General features: G+C 37.5%; 16 protein-coding genes and 2 pseudogenes. 13 read left to right on the top strand and 5 right to left on the bottom strand.

Annotation, left to right across the window (positions count from 1 at the left end; translation table 11 throughout):
- Positions 1 to 78: 78 nt before the first annotated feature.
- Positions 79 to 588 carry a 4-hydroxyphenylacetate 3-monooxygenase, reductase component gene (gene hpaC / locus C0975_RS10755; RefSeq protein ID WP_101776376.1) on the bottom strand — a complete coding sequence of 170 codons (510 nt, stop codon included), beginning with the start codon at positions 586 to 588 and terminating at the stop codon, positions 79 to 81.
- A gap of 190 nt (positions 589 to 778) precedes the next feature.
- Between hpaC and C0975_RS10750 the strand changes: the two are divergent.
- A pseudogene (locus C0975_RS10750) lies at positions 779 to 2225 on the top strand (NAD-dependent succinate-semialdehyde dehydrogenase).
- A 172-nt stretch (positions 2226 to 2397) separates the two neighbouring features.
- Here the strand turns inward: C0975_RS10750 and pckA are convergent.
- From pckA to nudE, 3 genes are all read right to left on the bottom strand, one after another.
- Positions 2398 to 4014: a phosphoenolpyruvate carboxykinase (ATP) gene (gene pckA, locus C0975_RS10745; RefSeq protein ID WP_101776375.1), complete on the bottom strand. Its 1617-nt coding sequence runs from the start codon at positions 4012 to 4014 to the stop codon at positions 2398 to 2400.
- 181 nt (positions 4015 to 4195) lie between these two features.
- A complete protein-coding gene (locus tag C0975_RS10740) occupies positions 4196 to 4894 on the bottom strand; it encodes an outer membrane beta-barrel protein (protein ID WP_101776374.1) in 699 nt (232 codons plus the stop codon).
- Positions 4895 to 5068: 174 nt separating this feature from the next.
- On the bottom strand, positions 5069 to 5626 hold the full coding sequence (nudE, locus tag C0975_RS10735; protein WP_101776373.1) for an ADP compounds hydrolase NudE: 558 nt from the start codon (positions 5624 to 5626) through the stop codon (positions 5069 to 5071).
- Between the two features lie 88 nt (positions 5627 to 5714).
- Between nudE and yrfG the strand changes: the two genes are divergently transcribed.
- The 12 genes and pseudogenes from yrfG (at position 5715) to tnpA (ending at position 16689) form a co-directional block, all read left to right on the top strand.
- Complete coding sequence (yrfG, locus tag C0975_RS10730; protein WP_101776372.1) at positions 5715 to 6371, top strand: GMP/IMP nucleotidase; 657 nt, start codon at positions 5715 to 5717, stop codon at positions 6369 to 6371.
- Positions 6372 to 6380: 9 nt separating this feature from the next.
- Entirely contained in the window at positions 6381 to 6794 is a 414-nt protein-coding gene (hslR, locus tag C0975_RS10725) for a ribosome-associated heat shock protein Hsp15 (protein ID WP_101776371.1), read from the top strand.
- An 88-nt stretch (positions 6795 to 6882) separates the two neighbouring features.
- Positions 6883 to 7749, top strand: a complete 867-nt coding sequence (gene hslO, locus C0975_RS10720; protein ID WP_101776370.1) for an Hsp33 family molecular chaperone HslO — start codon at positions 6883 to 6885, stop codon at positions 7747 to 7749.
- Positions 7750 to 7825: 76 nt separating this feature from the next.
- Positions 7826 to 8554, top strand: a complete 729-nt coding sequence (locus C0975_RS10715) for an outer membrane beta-barrel protein (RefSeq protein WP_101776369.1) — start codon at positions 7826 to 7828, stop codon at positions 8552 to 8554.
- 230 nt (positions 8555 to 8784) lie between these two features.
- Positions 8785 to 9609 (top strand): 3'(2'),5'-bisphosphate nucleotidase CysQ, encoded by an 825-nt coding sequence (gene cysQ / locus C0975_RS10710; RefSeq protein ID WP_101776368.1) that lies wholly within the window; start codon positions 8785 to 8787, stop codon positions 9607 to 9609.
- Positions 9610 to 9681: 72 nt separating this feature from the next.
- Positions 9682 to 11172 (top strand): glucose-6-phosphate dehydrogenase, encoded by a 1491-nt coding sequence (gene zwf, locus C0975_RS10705; RefSeq protein ID WP_174674061.1) that lies wholly within the window; start codon positions 9682 to 9684, stop codon positions 11170 to 11172.
- A 61-nt stretch (positions 11173 to 11233) separates the two neighbouring features.
- Positions 11234 to 11932: a 6-phosphogluconolactonase gene (gene pgl, locus C0975_RS10700; RefSeq protein WP_101776367.1), complete on the top strand. Its 699-nt coding sequence runs from the start codon at positions 11234 to 11236 to the stop codon at positions 11930 to 11932.
- A gap of 254 nt (positions 11933 to 12186) precedes the next feature.
- Complete coding sequence (gnd, locus tag C0975_RS10695; protein WP_101776366.1) at positions 12187 to 13641, top strand: decarboxylating NADP(+)-dependent phosphogluconate dehydrogenase; 1455 nt, start codon at positions 12187 to 12189, stop codon at positions 13639 to 13641.
- A gap of 147 nt (positions 13642 to 13788) precedes the next feature.
- Positions 13789 to 14601, top strand: a complete 813-nt coding sequence (locus tag C0975_RS10690) for a Cof-type HAD-IIB family hydrolase (protein ID WP_101776365.1) — start codon at positions 13789 to 13791, stop codon at positions 14599 to 14601.
- 110 nt (positions 14602 to 14711) lie between these two features.
- The gene (locus C0975_RS10685) at positions 14712 to 15398 is read left to right on the top strand and encodes an amidophosphoribosyltransferase (RefSeq protein WP_101776364.1); all 687 of its coding nucleotides are present in this window, start codon (positions 14712 to 14714) and stop codon (positions 15396 to 15398) included.
- A 98-nt stretch (positions 15399 to 15496) separates the two neighbouring features.
- Complete coding sequence (gene nfuA, locus C0975_RS10680; protein WP_101776363.1) at positions 15497 to 16081, top strand: Fe-S biogenesis protein NfuA; 585 nt, start codon at positions 15497 to 15499, stop codon at positions 16079 to 16081.
- Between the two features lie 227 nt (positions 16082 to 16308).
- Positions 16309 to 16689, top strand: a pseudogene (gene tnpA / locus C0975_RS10675) (IS200/IS605 family transposase).
- A 77-nt stretch (positions 16690 to 16766) separates the two neighbouring features.
- On the opposite strand, the gene C0975_RS10670 reads toward tnpA, so the two are convergent.
- Positions 16767 to 17402 (bottom strand): TfoX/Sxy family DNA transformation protein, encoded by a 636-nt coding sequence (locus C0975_RS10670; RefSeq protein ID WP_101776362.1) that lies wholly within the window; start codon positions 17400 to 17402, stop codon positions 16767 to 16769.
- Positions 17403 to 17697 lie beyond the last annotated feature (295 nt).

The raw sequence follows: 17697 nt of genomic DNA, 5'->3' as shown, positions 1-17697 counted from the left end.
TAGATGGCAGCACTAAGTGCGGTTGGTTTTAGCGACATGTTGAGATCATTACGTCGCTTTTTTATTCAGGCAAGCAGGCTATTCTTTATCGCCCACTTGATGGAAATAGCGTGAGAAATAGACTAATGCTTGTCCTTTTTCACTAACTTGAATATCCTCTAGTTCCACTAAGAACATAGAATGAGTGCCAATATCACGGATATCAACAATGGTACCTGTTAAGTTCGCTAATGCATTGTTTAAACTTGGTGGCGCGTTTGGCTCCTCTTTGCGTTGCCACACATCCCATTCAAAACGCTCGTCCATATCACTGTCTTTAAAGCCAGCAAAATGCTGCGCTAATTCAATTTGTTCAGCATTGAGCACATTGATACAAAGGCGTTTATTGGCTTGAAAAACAGGATTCATTTCACTGTTTTTATTAATACAGATCATCACAGTGGGTGGTGTATCTGTCACCGAACACACCGCAGTTACAGTGATTCCACATTTTCCAGCTGCGCCGTTAGTGGTGATGATATTCACTCCAGCAGCTAGTTTTGCCATGGAATTACGGAAATTTTGTTGAATTGGCGTAAGAGTAAGCATAGTAATTTTCCTTAATTTTTGATGCTTAATGAGTCGATTTTGTAAACATCCTTAGCAAAATTATAGCGTATTGGGTTAGGCAATAGTAAGAAAAGCGCAATGAGAAGAGGTCATTCCACTTGTTAAAATGCATAATGTTGTCCAAGACCATAAACAGGTTATGGCAATGAACTGCTTGTTGGGAGGCATTATGCAACGATTTTCTCTACTTAAAACTAAAGCTTATATTAATGGCGAATATGTGGAGGTGAAAAATAACAGAACGTTTCCCGTCACCAATCCTGCAACAAATGAGGTGATTTGTGAGTTGCCTGACTTAACGGTAAGCGAGACAAAGTATGCGATTGAATGTGCGGCAAAAGCACAAAAACAGTGGCAAAAAGTGACACCTAAAGAGCGTGCAAGTGTATTGCGACGCTGGTACGACTTAGTCATTGAGAATCACGGGGAATTAGCCCAATTGCTCAGTTTAGAACAAGGTAAACCGATCACTGAAAGTCGTGGCGAGATTTTATATGGTGCCAGTTTTATCGAATGGTTTGTGGAGGAGGCAAAACGGATTTATGGTGATGTATTGCCACAAGATAAAGAAAATCATCGCTTATTAGTGATTAAACAAGCGATTGGCGTAGTGGCTGCGGTTACGCCTTGGAACTTCCCGAATGCGATGATTACCCTGCAAAGCAGCTCCCGCCTTTACAGCAGGTTGCGCCATTGTGTTAAAACCTGCACAGGAAACACCCCTGTCTGCCTTAGCCTTAGCGGAATTAGCACATCAAGCGGGTATTCCAGCTGGATTGTTTAATGTAATTACCTCAACTAATGCGATTGAGGTGGGTAAAGAGCTCACTGAAAATCCTATTGTACGTAAAGTGACTTTCACAGGTTCAACTCGAGTGGGCAAAATCTTAATGGCACAATCGACAAGTACCGTGAAAAAACTTTCACTTGAATTGGGTGGTAATGCGCCATCTCTTGTATTTGATGCTGCTGCTCTTGATAACGTGATTGAAGGGATTTTGGCTTCAAAATTCCGTAATAGTGGACAAACCTGTGTATGTACTAATCGTATTTATGTGCAAACTGGTATTTACGAATGCTTTATCGAAAAATTCAGTACTAAAGTAGCGGCTTTTAAAGTGGGTAGTGCAAATGAAGCAGGCGTGAATATTGGACCTTTGATCAGTGAAAGTGCGGTCAAAAAAATTCAACAACACATTGCTGATGCTACCACGAAAGATGCAAGTTTAGTGATCGGTGGTAAAACACACGCTTTAGGTGGTACCTTCTTTGAGCCAACGGTATTACGTGATGTCACGCAATCTATGTTGGTGGCAAAAGACGAAACTTTCGCTCCGTTGGCATCTATATTCAAATTTGACACAGAAGAACAAGTGATAAACATGGCAAATGACACTGAGTTTGGGTTAGCTTCTTACGTTTACACCCAAGATCTTTCTCGTATCTGGCGTGTTGCCGAAGCCTTAGAATATGGCATTGTGGGCATTAACGAAGGCTTAATTAGCAACGAAATGGCCCCTTTTGGCGGGGTAAAAGAGTCGGGCTTAGGACGTGAAGGTTCACGCTACGGTATTGAAGAATTTTTGGAGATGAAGTACCTTTGTTTGAAGGTGTGATTGATCTGTGACAGTTAGAAAGAACAAGTGAGGGCTTGTTTGTGAGAAAATATTGAAAAAAGTGACCGCACTTTTAACTCAAGTGCGGTCACTTTTTAGAAAGTTTTAATATACAAAAAAACAGCTCGATTTACACCGAGCTGTTTAGTCATTTAAATATTAAGGCATTTGATTACGCTTTTGGACCTGCTGCCACTAATGCTTTACCTTCATCGTTAGTGGTGTATTTTTCGAAGTTTTTCACGAAACGACCTGCGAGATCTTCTGCTTTTGCTTGCCATTGTGCTTTATCTGCATAAGTATCACGTGGATCTAAGATAGCAGGGTCAACACCTGGTAATGCAGTTGGGATCGCTAAATCAAAGATTGGTAATTTACCCATTTCTGCTTTTTCGATTGAACCATCTAAGATAGCATCGATGATACCGCGAGTATCTTTGATTGAAATACGTTTACCTGTACCGTTCCAACCTGTGTTCACTAAGTAGGCTTCAGCACCTGCCGCTTCCATACGTTTTACTAACACTTCAGCATATTGTGTTGGGTGAAGTGATAAGAATGCGGCACCAAAACACGCTGAGAAAGTTGGTGTCGGTTCTGTGATACCACGCTCAGTACCTGCTAATTTCGCTGTGAAACCAGATAAGAAGTAGTATTTGGTTTGTTCTGGTGTCAATTTAGACACTGGTGGTAATACACCGAATGCGTCAGCAGTTAAGAAAATCACTTTCTTCGCATGACCTGCTTTTGATACTGGTGTGACGATGTTATCGATATGATAGATTGGGTAAGAAACACGAGTATTTTCTGTTTTTGAACCATCATCATAATCAACAGAACCATCTGCACGTACCACTACGTTTTCTAATAAGGCATCACGTTTGATGGCTTTATAGATATCTGGTTCGTTTTCTGGCGAAAGTTTAATTGTTTTCGCATAGCAACCACCTTCATAGTTGAATACGCCATCATCGTCCCAACCATGCTCATCGTCACCGATTAATTGACGTTTTGGATCCGTTGAAAGTGTGGTTTTACCTGTACCTGATAAACCGAAGAAGACAGCGACATCGCCTTTTTCACCCACGTTGGCTGAACAGTGCATTGATGCGATGCCTTTTAATGGTAAGAAGTAGTTCATCATTGAGAACATACCTTTTTTCATTTCACCGCCGTACCAAGTACCACCGATTAATTGAATACCTTCAGTTAAGTTGAATGCAACGAAGTTTTCAGAATTTAAGCCTTGCTCTTTCCAGTTCGGGTTAGTGACTTTTGAACCATTCATTACTACGAAATCTGGTTTGAAGCCGACTAATTCTGCTTCAGTTGGGCGAATGAACATGTTTTTCACGAAGTGGGCTTGCCATGCAACTTCTGTCACAATACGTACTGATAAACGTGTGTCTGCGTTTGCACCACAGAAAGCGTCGATAACAAATAGACGTTTGCCAGAAAGTTGTTCTGTTACTAAACCTTTTAAGCTTGTCCAAGTGTCTTGTGTCATTGGTTTGTTATCGTTTTTCGCCGCATCGCTTGTCCACCAAACTGTATCTTTAGTTTTATCATCAAGCACGATATATTTATCTTTTGGCGAACGACCAGTAAAGATACCTGTATCAACCGCAACTGCACCTGATTGCGTTACGATACCTTTTTCGTAACCTTCTAAACCTGGTTTGGTTTCTTCCTCAAAAAGTTGCTCATAAGTTGGGTTATAAACAATTTCTTTTACGTCATGGATACCAAGTGCACCAAGTTCGCTGATTACTTTGTTTAAGTCTGTCATACATCACCTCATAGAGTTAAGTTTTAAAGTTAAAAAATAATGAAAACATTCTAATCAACTTTCTACCTAAAAACTGTTAGGTTGATCAAAATTTTGAAAAATTACTGAAAATTTTTATTATTCTATGATTTATATCAAAGAAAAAACCGTCCTGTGATAGAACGGTTTTCAGATAAGCAAGTTAGAATCGATAACCTACTGAGAAACGAAGACTATCGTTGTTATATTTTGCTTCCCCTCGAATTAATTTAGATGAATAAGTCAAGTGTGAATCAGTATGCGTATAGGCAAGTTCGGCAAGCATATTTTTATATTCAATGCCGAATCCTACGCCATAATAGTTACCATTTTCTACATTCAGAGAAATGTTATGTTGAGTTGTATGGTATTTTCCATTACCTATATAATCGTTATGCTCAATTAATGTCATATTGGACTTGATTTTGTTAAATGCATGACCAAAATCAACCTTGATATAGGAGTGTAAATTTTGTTGAATCTGAAAGTTGTGCTTCACAAGAAAGTAAAGTGGAATTGAGAAATAACGATTTACAGGATATTCCTCAATAACATCAATTAACGCATTGTTGCCACTATTAGTTTTTTGTGCAACTTTATAGTCGTAATGTTTACGATAAACATACCCTAAACCGAATCCGAGTTCTGTTTTAGGTGTCGCATTATAGGTGATTTCTGCAAAGAAGCTCGGTGAGAAGTGTGCTGTTTTTTTGGGTGCTTGAGTTTCATTCCTTGTAATGGCAATGCGGTCAAAACGAGAAACGAGATCTACGCCCATTTTTCCATACAAATTAAAATTATGACCTAGTGCCATTGCATTACTTGTTGCGAATACAAGCATTCCTAACATGATTTTTTTCATTTTAAACTCCATTTTTGTATATAACCGGCTGAAAATTATACTTATGATTGTTAGAAAAACAATCTATTAAAGCGTGTTTTTTAATGCTATTTTGATTTGAAATAAGATCTGATTTGCAATTACTTTGATTTTGAAAAATAAGAGGTTTTCATTGTTTTTAATAAGATCAATATATTAAATTTTTGCAACATTATATTTTTTGAGAAAGTCTCGTAAGCAATATAATGCAACCAGGTTATGTGCTTCACAAAAATCAGGATTTTGTAATAATTGTTCAAGTTGGTTGAGTGGGACACGGACTAATTCTAGCGGTTCGGGTTCGTCACCTTCCAATTTACAAGGGTAAAAATCATAAGCGACAAAGATATGCATTGGGTTGTTCATATGGCTTGGTGAGGTATTCACCGTGCGTAAATGGATAAGCTGTTTTGCCCCTAAACCAATTTCTTCTTTTAATTCACGGTTAGCGCTTTGTTCAGGGGTTTCATTGGGATCCATTAAGCCTTTCGGAAAACCGAGTTCGTAGCGCTCGGTACCTACTGCATATTCACGCACCATTAATAGCGTATCTTGCTCTATGGGTAAGACCATCACAGCACATCGGCTACTTGGTTTAAAACGTTCATAAGTGCGCTGAACACCATTGGCAAATTTAAGATCTACGGCTTGAATCTCAAAAAGACGTGATTTGGCAGCCACAGAAATTGCCAGAATTTGGGGTTTTTGGTGCATGTTTACCTCGTGCCAAACGGCTCAATTTTACAAAATTAGGGAATAACGATACCATAAACCGCTTGTGACAAAAAGAAAAGGCAGCATGATGTTAGCGATGAATTGGCAACAAATTGAAACCGTGATTTTAGATTTAGATGGGACTTTGATTGATCTTTATTTTGATCATTACTTTTGGAAACAGCTTGTGCCGCAGGCTTATGCCGAAAAATGGGGGATTTGTGTTGAACAAAGTCGCCAATCGTTGAAACAGCGTTATGACGCGATTGAGCATAGCAAAGATTGGTATTGTTTAGATTTTTGGGCTGATCAATTAAGTTTGCCATTACGTGAGTTATATCAATCTCATGGACCGACATTAAAAGTGCGCTCTGATGTAGCGCCCTTTTTGCAAGCGGTGCGGCAGATGGGGAAACAAGTGATGTTATTAACGGACAGTAACCTATTTAGTTTAGAAATGAAGTTAAAATTTTGTGATTTTGCACCGCACTTTGATCTATTACTGTCTAGTCATCAATTTGGTGCGCCTAAAATTGAACAAGCCTTGTGGCAGAAATTACAACAGCAGCATTATTTTGACCCAACTCGTACGCTATTTATTGATGATACTGAACAGGTATTAGACAGTGCCAAACAGTTTGGGATTGCTTATACGGTTGGAGTAGAAAATCCAGATAGTACCTTGCCACATAAACAGTTTGAGCGACATTTTTCGGTAAAAAACTACCGCACTTTAGTGGAGTAACAGGGCAATATGGCAAAAGAGAAGAAACAGCAAGAGCAAGAAGATGTACGTTTGGATAAATGGCTCTGGGCTGCACGTTTTTACAAAACTCGCACGATTGCAAAAGAAATGATTGATGGTGGTAAAGTACACTATAATGGTCAGCGTACTAAACCAAATAAAACGGTTGAGATTGGTGGTGTGATTAAGCTACGGCAAGGCAATGAAGAAAAAGAAGTCGAAGTAGTGGCGCTTTCGACTCAACGACGTGGTGCACTAGAAGCACAGCTTCTATACCAAGAAACAGAAAAAAGTATAGAGCAGAGAGCCAAAATGGCAATTGCACGTAAAATTCATGCATTGACTATGCCTCATCCTGATCGCCGTCCAAATAAGAAAGAACGCCGTGACTTGTTGAAGTTTAAACAGCAAGATCACTTGTAATTGTATCAATCAATACTATATAGATGTTTTAGCAAATTATATACATTAATAGCTCGTTTACTAGCAAACGGGTTAAAAAGGAAACTTAATGACATATCAAACTGACAATGACAAACTTTATCGCTATTTATTCCAACATCGTGCAGTGCGCGGTGAATGGGTTCGTTTAAATCAAACCTTCACTGATACATTGAATACGCATCAATATCCACAAGTTATCCAAAATTTATTGGGTGAAATGATGGTTGCAACTAGTTTATTAACCGCAACGTTGAAATTTGAAGGCGATATTACTGTACAAGTGCAAGGTGATGGTCCATTAAAGTTGGCGTTAGTCAATGGGAATGATCAACAGCAGATTCGCGCTTTAGCTCGTTTACAATCTGAAGTGCGGGGCGAGATGAGTTTGGTACAGTTAGTAGGTAAAGGCGTATTAGTGATTACAATTGCCCCAACTGATGGAGAACGTTATCAAGGTGTGATTGCCCTTGATAAGCCAACGATTACTGAATGTTTAGAAGATTATTTTGTCCGTTCTGAACAATTGCAAACACAGCTTATTATTCGAGTGAGTGAATACCAAGGTAAGCCTGTTGCGGCAGGTATGTTATTGCAGATTATGCCAGATGGTTCAGGTACAGCAGAAGATTTTGATCACTTAGCGACCCTTACGGCAACAGTAAAAGATGAGGAAATATTTGGTTTAAGTGCAGAACAATTGTTATATCGCTTGTATCATGAAGAAACTGTTCAGCTTTTTCCTGCACAATCTATCACCTTTTTTTGTGGTTGTTCGCAAGAACGTTCAGGAGCAGCTCTACTGTTAATTTCAGATGATGAAATTGATGATGTATTGGCTGAACATAATGGCACGATTGATATGCAATGTGAATGCTGTGGAACGCATTATTTCTTTAATAAAGAGGCAATTAATCAGTTAAAAATAAAAACATAATTTAAATTGTATTGTTGATTTTATGTTCGTTTAACGTTAGATTATAGTTCCTTTTTTTATATAAAATGGAGCTTTTATGAAAAAAATATATTTAGGAGTCTTAGTTTTAGCAACAAGTAATGTAATGGCATTTAGTACTAATGTTAATGTGTATGGTAAAGTCGGTATTGACTTAACTTCTCGTTTTGAATCCGCTTCTCCCAGTCCGTGGGCGCTGAATACACCTACAAAGAAAAATACATTTTCACCTAGTGCTTTTTTAGAACTGACTTATAATCTTACCCCAGAATTCGAAGTGGGTGGTGGCGCTGGTTATATTTATCGTAAGGGATTTTATAACGAATCGAAGGGTTTTAAAAAATTGTCTAACGGTAATAATGGATATAATGCTATTGATAAGTATAAAATGCCACGCTATTCTTCCATTCCTATTTATTTTACGGGGAAATATAATTTTAATATTCACCCCGCTTTCACTTTTTATGTAAAAAGTGATTTGGGTTATTCTTTTAATAAAATTCGTTCATCGCATGAACATAATGCCCAAATACAGAGTGGCTCATTTATAGGACCTTTTATACCATTTAATAGTGTTACTCGTACATCATCAGCAAATGGTGCGTATTATGGTGCAGGTATTGGCGCTGAATATAACAATATTTTAGTAGAGTTGTCGTATCATCATACGAAATCAAAATTAAAATATTACTCTACAACACAAGTACAAAATGTTTCTCCAAATGTTGTTGAAACAGTGTCATATAATAATGATGCAGTGCGTTTCTCTATAGGCTATAAATTTTAGTCATTGAGGAATGAATACGAATTAAACTTGTCTGTGATAAAGACATTTATTTTAGTATTGATTAAGTTGCAGGCTGCCAAGATATTTGGTAGCCTGTTTTTCTATTTTTAAGCAACCGTTTACATTGCTCAATGTTCGCATTCTTCCATCAGCGATGCTTTAATCACAAACCTTTAGTCAAAAACGTTGTTGCTTTCAACTAATAATCAATAGTTTAAAAGGATATTCTTATGTTAACACTTTCCCCAACGTTATTAGATGAGACGCTCAATATTAGTTATCAAGCGGGAAAGTATTTAGTCGACTTTTATCAAAAATTCAAAGAAAGTGCGGTCAATGTTGAACATAAATTAGATAATACGCCCGTCACTGAAGTGGATTTATGTTTAAGCCAATTTTTGATCGAAAAGTTAACCGCATTGACGCCACATGTGCCGATTTTATCTGAAGAACAGTGCAAAATACCTTTTGCAGAACGTCGCCAGTGGGATGAATATTGGTTAATTGACCCTTTAGATGGTACGCAGCAATTTATTAATCGCACAGATCATTTCGCTATTTTGATTACCTTAGTCCAGAAACAGCAACCCGTGTTAGGGATTATTTATGTGCCAATTTTAAAGACCATTTATTATGCAATGCAGGGGGTTGGTGCTTACAAAAAAGTCGGCGATGATATCATTAAACTTGCAAGTCAATGTTCTCCTCATAAGCGTGCTATTAAAATTGGAGTAGGAGCTGAAAGTACGCAACGAAAAGTACAGCCATTGTTAAACCCAAATTATCAATATGAATTTTTGATTTATGGTTCATGCGGCTTAAAAAGTGGTTTAGTTGCTGATGGTACTTGTGATTGCTATGTGCGCTTTGGTTCGACGGGCGAATGGGATACCGCACCAGCAGAAGTTTTATTGGCGGAGATCGGTGGGCAAGTATTTGATTTTGACTTCCAACCGTTAACTTATAATCAAAAAGCACATTTTACCAATCCCAATTTTGTGATGGTGGCAAATTCGGCATTTGATTGGCATAAAATCTTCCAATTTAATGCATAAGGACTCTTGGCAATTTGTTATAATATGTTACATATTAGATCAATTTTTTAACAAAATAATTTTAGGATAAAAATGAAAATCGAAGCAGATAACAATTGTATCGTTATTTTTGGTGCATCAGGGGATTTAACTTATCGTAAGCTCATTCCTGCACTGTATAACTTATATAAAATCGGTCGTTTGACTGAACATTTCTCTGTATTAGGCGTGGCAAGAACGGATTTAGATAATGACAGTTTCCGTGAAAAAATGCGCCAAGCGTTAATGAAAAGCGAAGGCGCGAATGGTGAAACTTTAGAGCAATTCTGCCAACACCTTTATTATCAAGCTATTAACACTTCAGATGCCGCAGACTATGGCAAATTAATTCCACGTTTAGATGAATTACATGATAAATATCAAACTTGTGGTAATACGCTGTATTATTTATCTACACCACCAAGTTTGTATGGCATTATTCCAGAATGTTTAGCTGCACATGGTTTAAATACCGAAGAATTTGGTTGGAAGCGTCTCATTGTCGAAAAACCATTTGGTTATGATATTCGTACAGCAAAAGAGTTGGATATCCAAATTCACCGTTTCTTTGATGAGCACCAAATTTATCGTATTGACCATTATTTGGGTAAAGAAACGGTACAAAACTTACTTGTACTGCGTTTTTCAAATGGGTTATTTGAGCCACTGTGGAATCGTAATTTTATTGATTATATTGAAATCACAGGCGCAGAATCCATTGGGGTAGAAGATCGCGGTGGTTATTATGATGGTTCTGGAGCAATGCGTGATATGTTCCAAAATCACTTATTACAAGTCCTTGCGATGGTTGCGATGGAGCCACCTGCGATTATCAACGCCGATTCAATGCGTGATGAAGTCGCGAAAGTATTACACTGTTTACATCCATTAAGTGATGATGATCTCAAAAATAACTTGGTGTTAGGACAATATGCTGCTGGTATTGTAGGCGGCGAAGAAGTCAAAGGTTATTTGCAGGAAAGAGGTGTACCTGCTGATTCAAATACCGAAACCTATATGGCCGTGCGTTGTGAAATTGATAACTGGCGTTGGGCTGGCGTACCATTCTATGTGCGTACTGGTAAACGTTTACCTGCACGAGTGACAGAAATTGTGATTCATTTTAAAACGACGCCGCACCCTGTCTTTAGCCAAAAAGCGCCAGAAAATAAACTGATTATTCGTATCCAGCCAGATGAAGGGATTTCTATGCGTTTCGGCTTGAAAAAGCCAGGTGCAGGCTTTGAGGCAAAAGAAGTGTCGATGGATTTCCGTTATGCTGATCTTGCTTCGCCAAGTTTATTAACCGCTTATGAGCGCTTATTATTAGATTCAATGAAAGGTGATGCGACCTTATTTGCACGTACTGACGCAGTACATGCGTGCTGGAAATTTGTGGAGCCAATTTTGGAATACAAAGCGAAAAATGGACGTTTGTATGAGTATGAATCCGGCACTTGGGGACCGACAGAAGCCGATAAATTAATCGCTAAAACAGGTCGGGTTTGGCGTAAACCAAGCGGATTAATGAAAAAGAAAGTGTAATTGTTGAATAATCCCCCTTTCTCATTGAGAGGGGATAAATCAAAACTACTTAGGATACAACATGAATACCGTTATTTTTGATAATGCCCAACATGCAGTGGAAAACATTGCACAAGAATTTTTAGCGTACAGTCTTGAAGGTCGTCCTGTGCATATTTCGTTATCTGGGGGTTCGACACCAAAATTATTGTTCAAAACTTTAGCACAAGCGCCTTATAACAACGAAATTCAGTGGCAAAATTTACATTTTTGGTGGGGCGATGATCGTATGGTGGTGCCAACTGATCCAGAAAGTAATTATGGTGAAGTACAAAAGTTATTGTTCGATCATATTCAAATTCCAGCACAAAACATTCACCGCATTCGTGGTGAAGCACCCGTAGAAACAGAACTTAAACGCTTTGTGCAAGAGTTAAGTACGGTCGTTCCAGAGCAAGTTTTTGATTGGATTATTTTAGGTATGGGAACAGATGGACACACCGCCTCCTTATTTCCACAGCAAACCAATTTTGATGATCCAAATTTGGCGGTTATTGCACAACATCCAGAAACGGGGCAACTGCGTATTTCAAAAACGGCAAAACTCATTGAACAAGCAAAACGTGTGACTTACTTGGTGACAGGCAGCAGCAAGGCAGAAATTCTGAAAGAAATTCAGACTACAGATGCTAAAGATTTACCTTACCCAGCCGCCAAGATTAAAGCGAAAAATGGGGTGACGGAGTGGTATTTGGATAAGGATGCGGCACAGTTGTTGTAAAAGTGCGGTCAGTTTTTGAAAAGTTTTGAATAAGAGCACATAAGAAGTCGTGCGGGAGCTGAGTAAGAAATGTCATGAGTTCCTGATAATTGGCACGAATACTCAATGTATTTTAAATAGAATATAGAGCAACATGTAAAGATATGGGCGATTGGAATAATAAATTGAAAGAATTAGACTGAATTGTCTATTTCAGCAAATTTAGACGCATACATATCCATAACAATGAATAAAAGTTAACACAGGAGCAAAATATGTCAGTAAAAGGCGACATCGGCGTTATCGGTTTAGCGGTAATGGGGCAGAATTTAATTCTGAATATGAATGACCATGGTTTTAAAGTGGTAGCATACAACCGTACTACATCAAAGGTAGACGAGTTTTTACAAGGTGCGGCGAAAGGGACCAATATTATTGGCGCTTACTCGTTGGAAGACTTAGCGAGAAAATTGGAAAAACCACGCAAAGTTATGCTGATGGTACGTGCAGGTGATGTAGTAGATCAGTTCATTGACGCATTATTACCACATTTAGAAGCAGGTGATATCATCATTGATGGTGGCAATACCAACTACCCAGACACCAATCGTCGTGTGGCATATTTACGTGAAAAAGGGATTCGCTTTATTGGTACGGGTGTATCTGGTGGTGAAGAAGGCGCACGTCTCGGACCTTCTATTATGCCAGGTGGTGATGAGTCAGCATGGGAACATGTTAAACCTATTTTACAAGCAATTTCGGCGAAAACTGATAAAGGTGAAGCTTGCTGCGATTGGGTTGGACGTGATGGTGCAGGTCATTTTGTAAAAATGGTACACAATGGTATTGAATATGGTGATATGCAATTGATTTGCGAAGCATATCAATTCTTAAAAGAAGGTGTTGGGTTATCCGATGATGAGCTGCAAGCAACCTTCAATGAATGGCGTAACACAGAATTAGATAGTTATTTAATTGATATCACTGCAGATATCTTAGGCTATAAAGATGAAGATGGTACACGTTTAGTAGACAAAATTTTAGATACGGCGGGTCAGAAAGGGACAGGTAAATGGACAGGTATCAACGCATTAGATTTTGGTATTCCATTAACATTAATCACCGAATCCGTGTTTGCTCGTTGCGTGTCTTCATTTAAAGATCAACGTGTAGAAGCTTCTCAATTATTTAATAAAACAGTGGGTAAAGTCGAAGGTAATAAGAAAGGATGGATTGAAGCAGTACGCAAGGCTTTGTTAGCGTCTAAAATTATTTCTTATGCACAAGGTTTCATGTTAATCCGTGAAGCGTCGGAAAATTTTGGTTGGAATATTAACTATGGTAATACTGCACTCTTATGGCGTGAAGGTTGTATCATTCGCAGCCGTTTCTTAGGTAATATTCGAGATGCTTATGAGGCAGATCCAGATTTAATTTTCTTAGGTTCAGATGCTTACTTTAAAGGTATTTTAGAGGATAGTTTAGGCGAATGGCGTCAAGTAGTGGCAAAATCAATTGAAGTTGGCATTCCAATGCCTTGTATGGCATCAGCGATCACTTTCTTAGATAGCTACACTAGTGCGCGTTTACCAGCGAACCTGTTACAAGCACAACGTGATTATTTTGGTGCGCATACTTATGAGCGTACTGATAAACCACGTGGTGAATTTTTCCACACTAATTGGACTGGTCGTGGCGGTGATACAGCATCAACGACTTATGATGTTTAGTTAACACCACTTTGTAAAAAGCCACTTGTTGATTTCAGACAGTGGCTTTTTGATTAAAAGTGCGGTCAAAATTGATGTTATTTTCGCTGAAATAGACAAAATAGTGCTACAATCTGTGCACCATTAAATCTCAATGAAAGGTCTGTTATGACAATTCCTAATTATCGTGAGCAAATTAAAATCGTATTTTTTGATATTGATGAAACCTTATTAGTAAAAGATAAAGATTATTTACCTGAAACGACGGTTTCAGCTATTCAAAAATTAAGAGCAAATGGGATTATCCCCGCTATTGCAACTGGACGCACACCAAGCAATTTCCCGCCTAAAATTAAACAATTAATTCAGCAAACACAAATGGATTTATTCGTGACGATGAATGGTCAATATGTAAGCTATCAAGGCACAACCTTAGAAAGGAATCCACTTTCAAAACAAAAGATCCAACAACTAGCCGATTTTTTTACCCAACATCAAATTGAATATGCGCAAATTTCACCAACAGATACTTGTGTTTCTGCAATTACAGATAAAGTACGTAGTGCATTAGATCCTTTAAAAGGACATTATTATGTCAATAAAGATTATTTTAAACAGCATGATGTTTTCCAAATCCTAGCTTTTTATGATCAGCCTGAAGATGAATTAGTTAATCGTTCTGGTGTGCTAAAAGATTTGCAGGCAGTTCGTTGGCATGAGCATTCTGTTGATTTATTCGATGAGCATATTTCAAAAGCGAGTGGTATTGCGGCTGCTATTCAGCATTTTGGTTTTACTATGCAAAATGTTATGGCTTTTGGTGATGGTCTGAATGATATTGAAATGCTCACTATGGCTGGTGTGGGTGTTGCAATGGGGAATGCTCATCAACAAGTCAAAGTTGCCGCAGATCATGTGACATTACATATTGAAGAAGAGGGTATCTATTCTTTCTTAAAAGCAGCAAAACTGATTGATTAAATAAAATTTAGTTTTGCGATCCTATTCGTAAAAAAGTCAGTTAATCCTGCATCAAATTTTCCTTTATTTTAATCTTGAATACATGACATACATTAAAATAAGGGAATAACATGAATTGGCTTAGTTTTCGCTGTGTTCATTGTCAACAAAAATTAGCAATTGCACAGCATGGATTGTGTTGTCGTTGTAATAAACAAATTAGACGTTTTGCTTATTGTGGACATTGTGGCATGGAGTTAACGCAGAATGCCTTATATTGTGGTCACTGTTTACACGATAAGACGAGTTGGGATCGCATAGTAATTATTGGGCGTTATGTTGATCTCCTATCGTCTTTAATTCACCGTTTCAAATTTCAAAATGCGTTCTTTTTAGACCGCACTTTAGCGCGCCTTTTATTACTCGCAGTGCATGATGCACGACGAACACATGCGCTTGTTTTACCAGAAGTGATCTTGCCTGTGCCTTTATATCGTTTTCGTCATTGGCAACGTGGTTATAATCAATCTAGTTTAATGGCTCGGTGTATCGCTAACTGGTTACAAATTCCTTGTGACGAATATTTATTACAACGTGTAAAATATACTCATACTCAGCGTGGGTTAAGTGCTAACGAACGTCGTAAAAACTTACGTAATGCTTTTCGGATTAATCCTAAATATCAACAGCATGCTTATAAATCCGTTGCTCTACTTGATGATGTGATTACGACAGGTTCAACATTAAATGAGATTGTTAAGGTCTTACGCCAAGCGGGTATTGAGCAGATCCAAGTCTGGGGACTTGCAAAAACGTAAGTAAAGATTTATTGCTGTAAAAGGTGGAAAAAAAAACAATCTAGGAGTATCATTCTTGACAATCTTACTCAAGTATTCACATTTTTTTAGGATAATTTATGCAACAAATTATGATTTCTGAAGCTGCCCAAGCGCATTTTCGTCGCTTACTTGATCAGCAAGAGGAAGGAACCAATATTCGAATTTTCGTCGTTAACCCAGGTTCGCCAAATGCGGAATGTGGTGTTTCTTATTGCCCACCAAATGCAGTAGAAGCAACAGATACGGAAATGAAATATGCTTCATTTTCTGCATTTATTGATGAAATTAGTTTGCCTTTTTTAGAAGATGCTGAAATTGATTATGTGACAGAAGAGCTGGGGGCACAATTAACTTTAAAAGCACCAAATGCAAAAATGCGTAAAGTAGCAGATGACGCTCCCTTAATTGAACGTGTTGAATATGTTATTCAAACGCAAATCAATCCTCAGCTTGCAAGCCATGGTGGACGTATCATTTTAATTGAAATTACAGATGATGGTTATGCTATTTTACAATTTGGTGGTGGTTGTAACGGTTGCTCGATGGTCGATGTCACGTTAAAAGATGGTATCGAGAAACAATTATTAAGTTTATTCCCAAATGAATTAAAAGGTGCTAAAGATATCACTGAACATCAACGTGGTGAGCATTCTTATTATTAATCTTAAAATCAATACGGGCTGTTTATATTAAACAGCCCGTATTTTTATTGTTAACTAAAAGCTACCTTTTATGAAAGTGGCTATCGTCTTTAAAGACTTTGTCTAAATAAACCGACTCATTGAAAATCCTTCGAAAGCTATCCCTATAACCAACATAAAGACAAACTATGAGTCGACTTAAGAAATCATCGCATGTCATTTGGCATTGTCAATATCATTTAGTTTGAATACTGAAATGTCGTTTCAGGATTTTATAAAGATAAAGTAGGTAGAGACGTCCATGTTCAGCTAAGGATATTATGCGAGCAATTAAAAATAGGAATAGTAGAATTGAACGTCCAAGTAGATCATGCTAACTTGTTAGTAAAAATCCTGCCAAAATTGTCGGTCTCGAAAGTAATAAGGCATTTAAAAGGTAGAACAGGTATAAGATTGTTCAATAAATTTCCGTATTTAAGAAAATATAAATTGTGTGGTAATTATTTGGGGGCGAGAAATTACTGCGTAGAAGACCGTAGGTGTTGATGCAGAAATGATTAAGGAGATATGTGAAATATCAAGAGAAACACGAATTGGAAGATAAGCAGTTAAAGCTATCTGCTATGTAAAATTCAGATTCTGAGAGTCAGAATTTAGAAACGCCCCTATGGGGCGTCAATTAGCCTCCTTGTATAAAGGTGGATTTTTACTTCACTTGCCTTAACCCTGCTTCTGCCAAAGCTAAATTTAAGCGAGCTAATACATTTTGTTTTTCTGTTGCTGTAATTAAATTAATATTTTTATTTTCTAATGCTGCATAGAATGCCCAAAATATGCCGATATCTGCAGTAATTCCTTTCTTTTTGAGCCGAATATAGGCATTTTTAGCGCCTAATGTTTGAAACATATCAACATTATAAACGGCTACTTTTTCTAGCATTCTTTCGTGTTTAATAGAGAGATTAGGGAGTTCTTTAATACGATTTTTCTTTGCTAGCGCTTCAGCTAGTTTTTGACTCCTAATTTGTTGAAGGGATTGTTCTAGAATTTGTTTATAGAGATCTTTGTTTGAAGTGATTTCTTTTGGAAGACGGTAATAACTAGAAATATTGAGTGTTGAAGGAGGTTGTTTGGCAAGGTAACTAGCCGCTCCCTTTGATTCTAAAAATAAGGCTAGTTTCCCTTCAGCCTTCAAATAGAACACGTTATTTTGATATAAACCAAACATTATTTTCTGGTGGAATAATCCATAACTCGCAAAGAGGCTTTTTGCGGTGACTTCTCCAATAAGCTCGCTTAAGGTTTCCCGAATTTTTAATGTTTCTTTTTCTGTTTTCGTCATAATTAACTCTTCCTTATAGTTATACTACTGACAATTGCGTGTTTATAAGCTCATAACCTCGAGCGCGGCAAGTTATAACATATCTTCATTTTATTTAGAAAAAATATTATAAATTATTGAAAATTTTGTGATTTAGATCGAAAAAATAGTAAATTTTTATTGGTTTTTGGACAAGGTTTGAGCATTTGTAATTAATGAGTTGTGGTTAATTAGTTAATTAAGTCGAAAGAATATTGATGTTGCTTATACCACTGTTAAATAGATTAGGCTTATTGAACACATAATAAAGATTTAA

This window comes from Pasteurella oralis, assembly GCF_002850605.1.
Classification (GTDB): domain Bacteria; phylum Pseudomonadota; class Gammaproteobacteria; order Enterobacterales; family Pasteurellaceae; genus Pasteurella; species Pasteurella oralis.
Note: the sequence above shows the minus strand (reverse complement) of the source record. Positions and strands in the feature narration are given on the sequence as shown.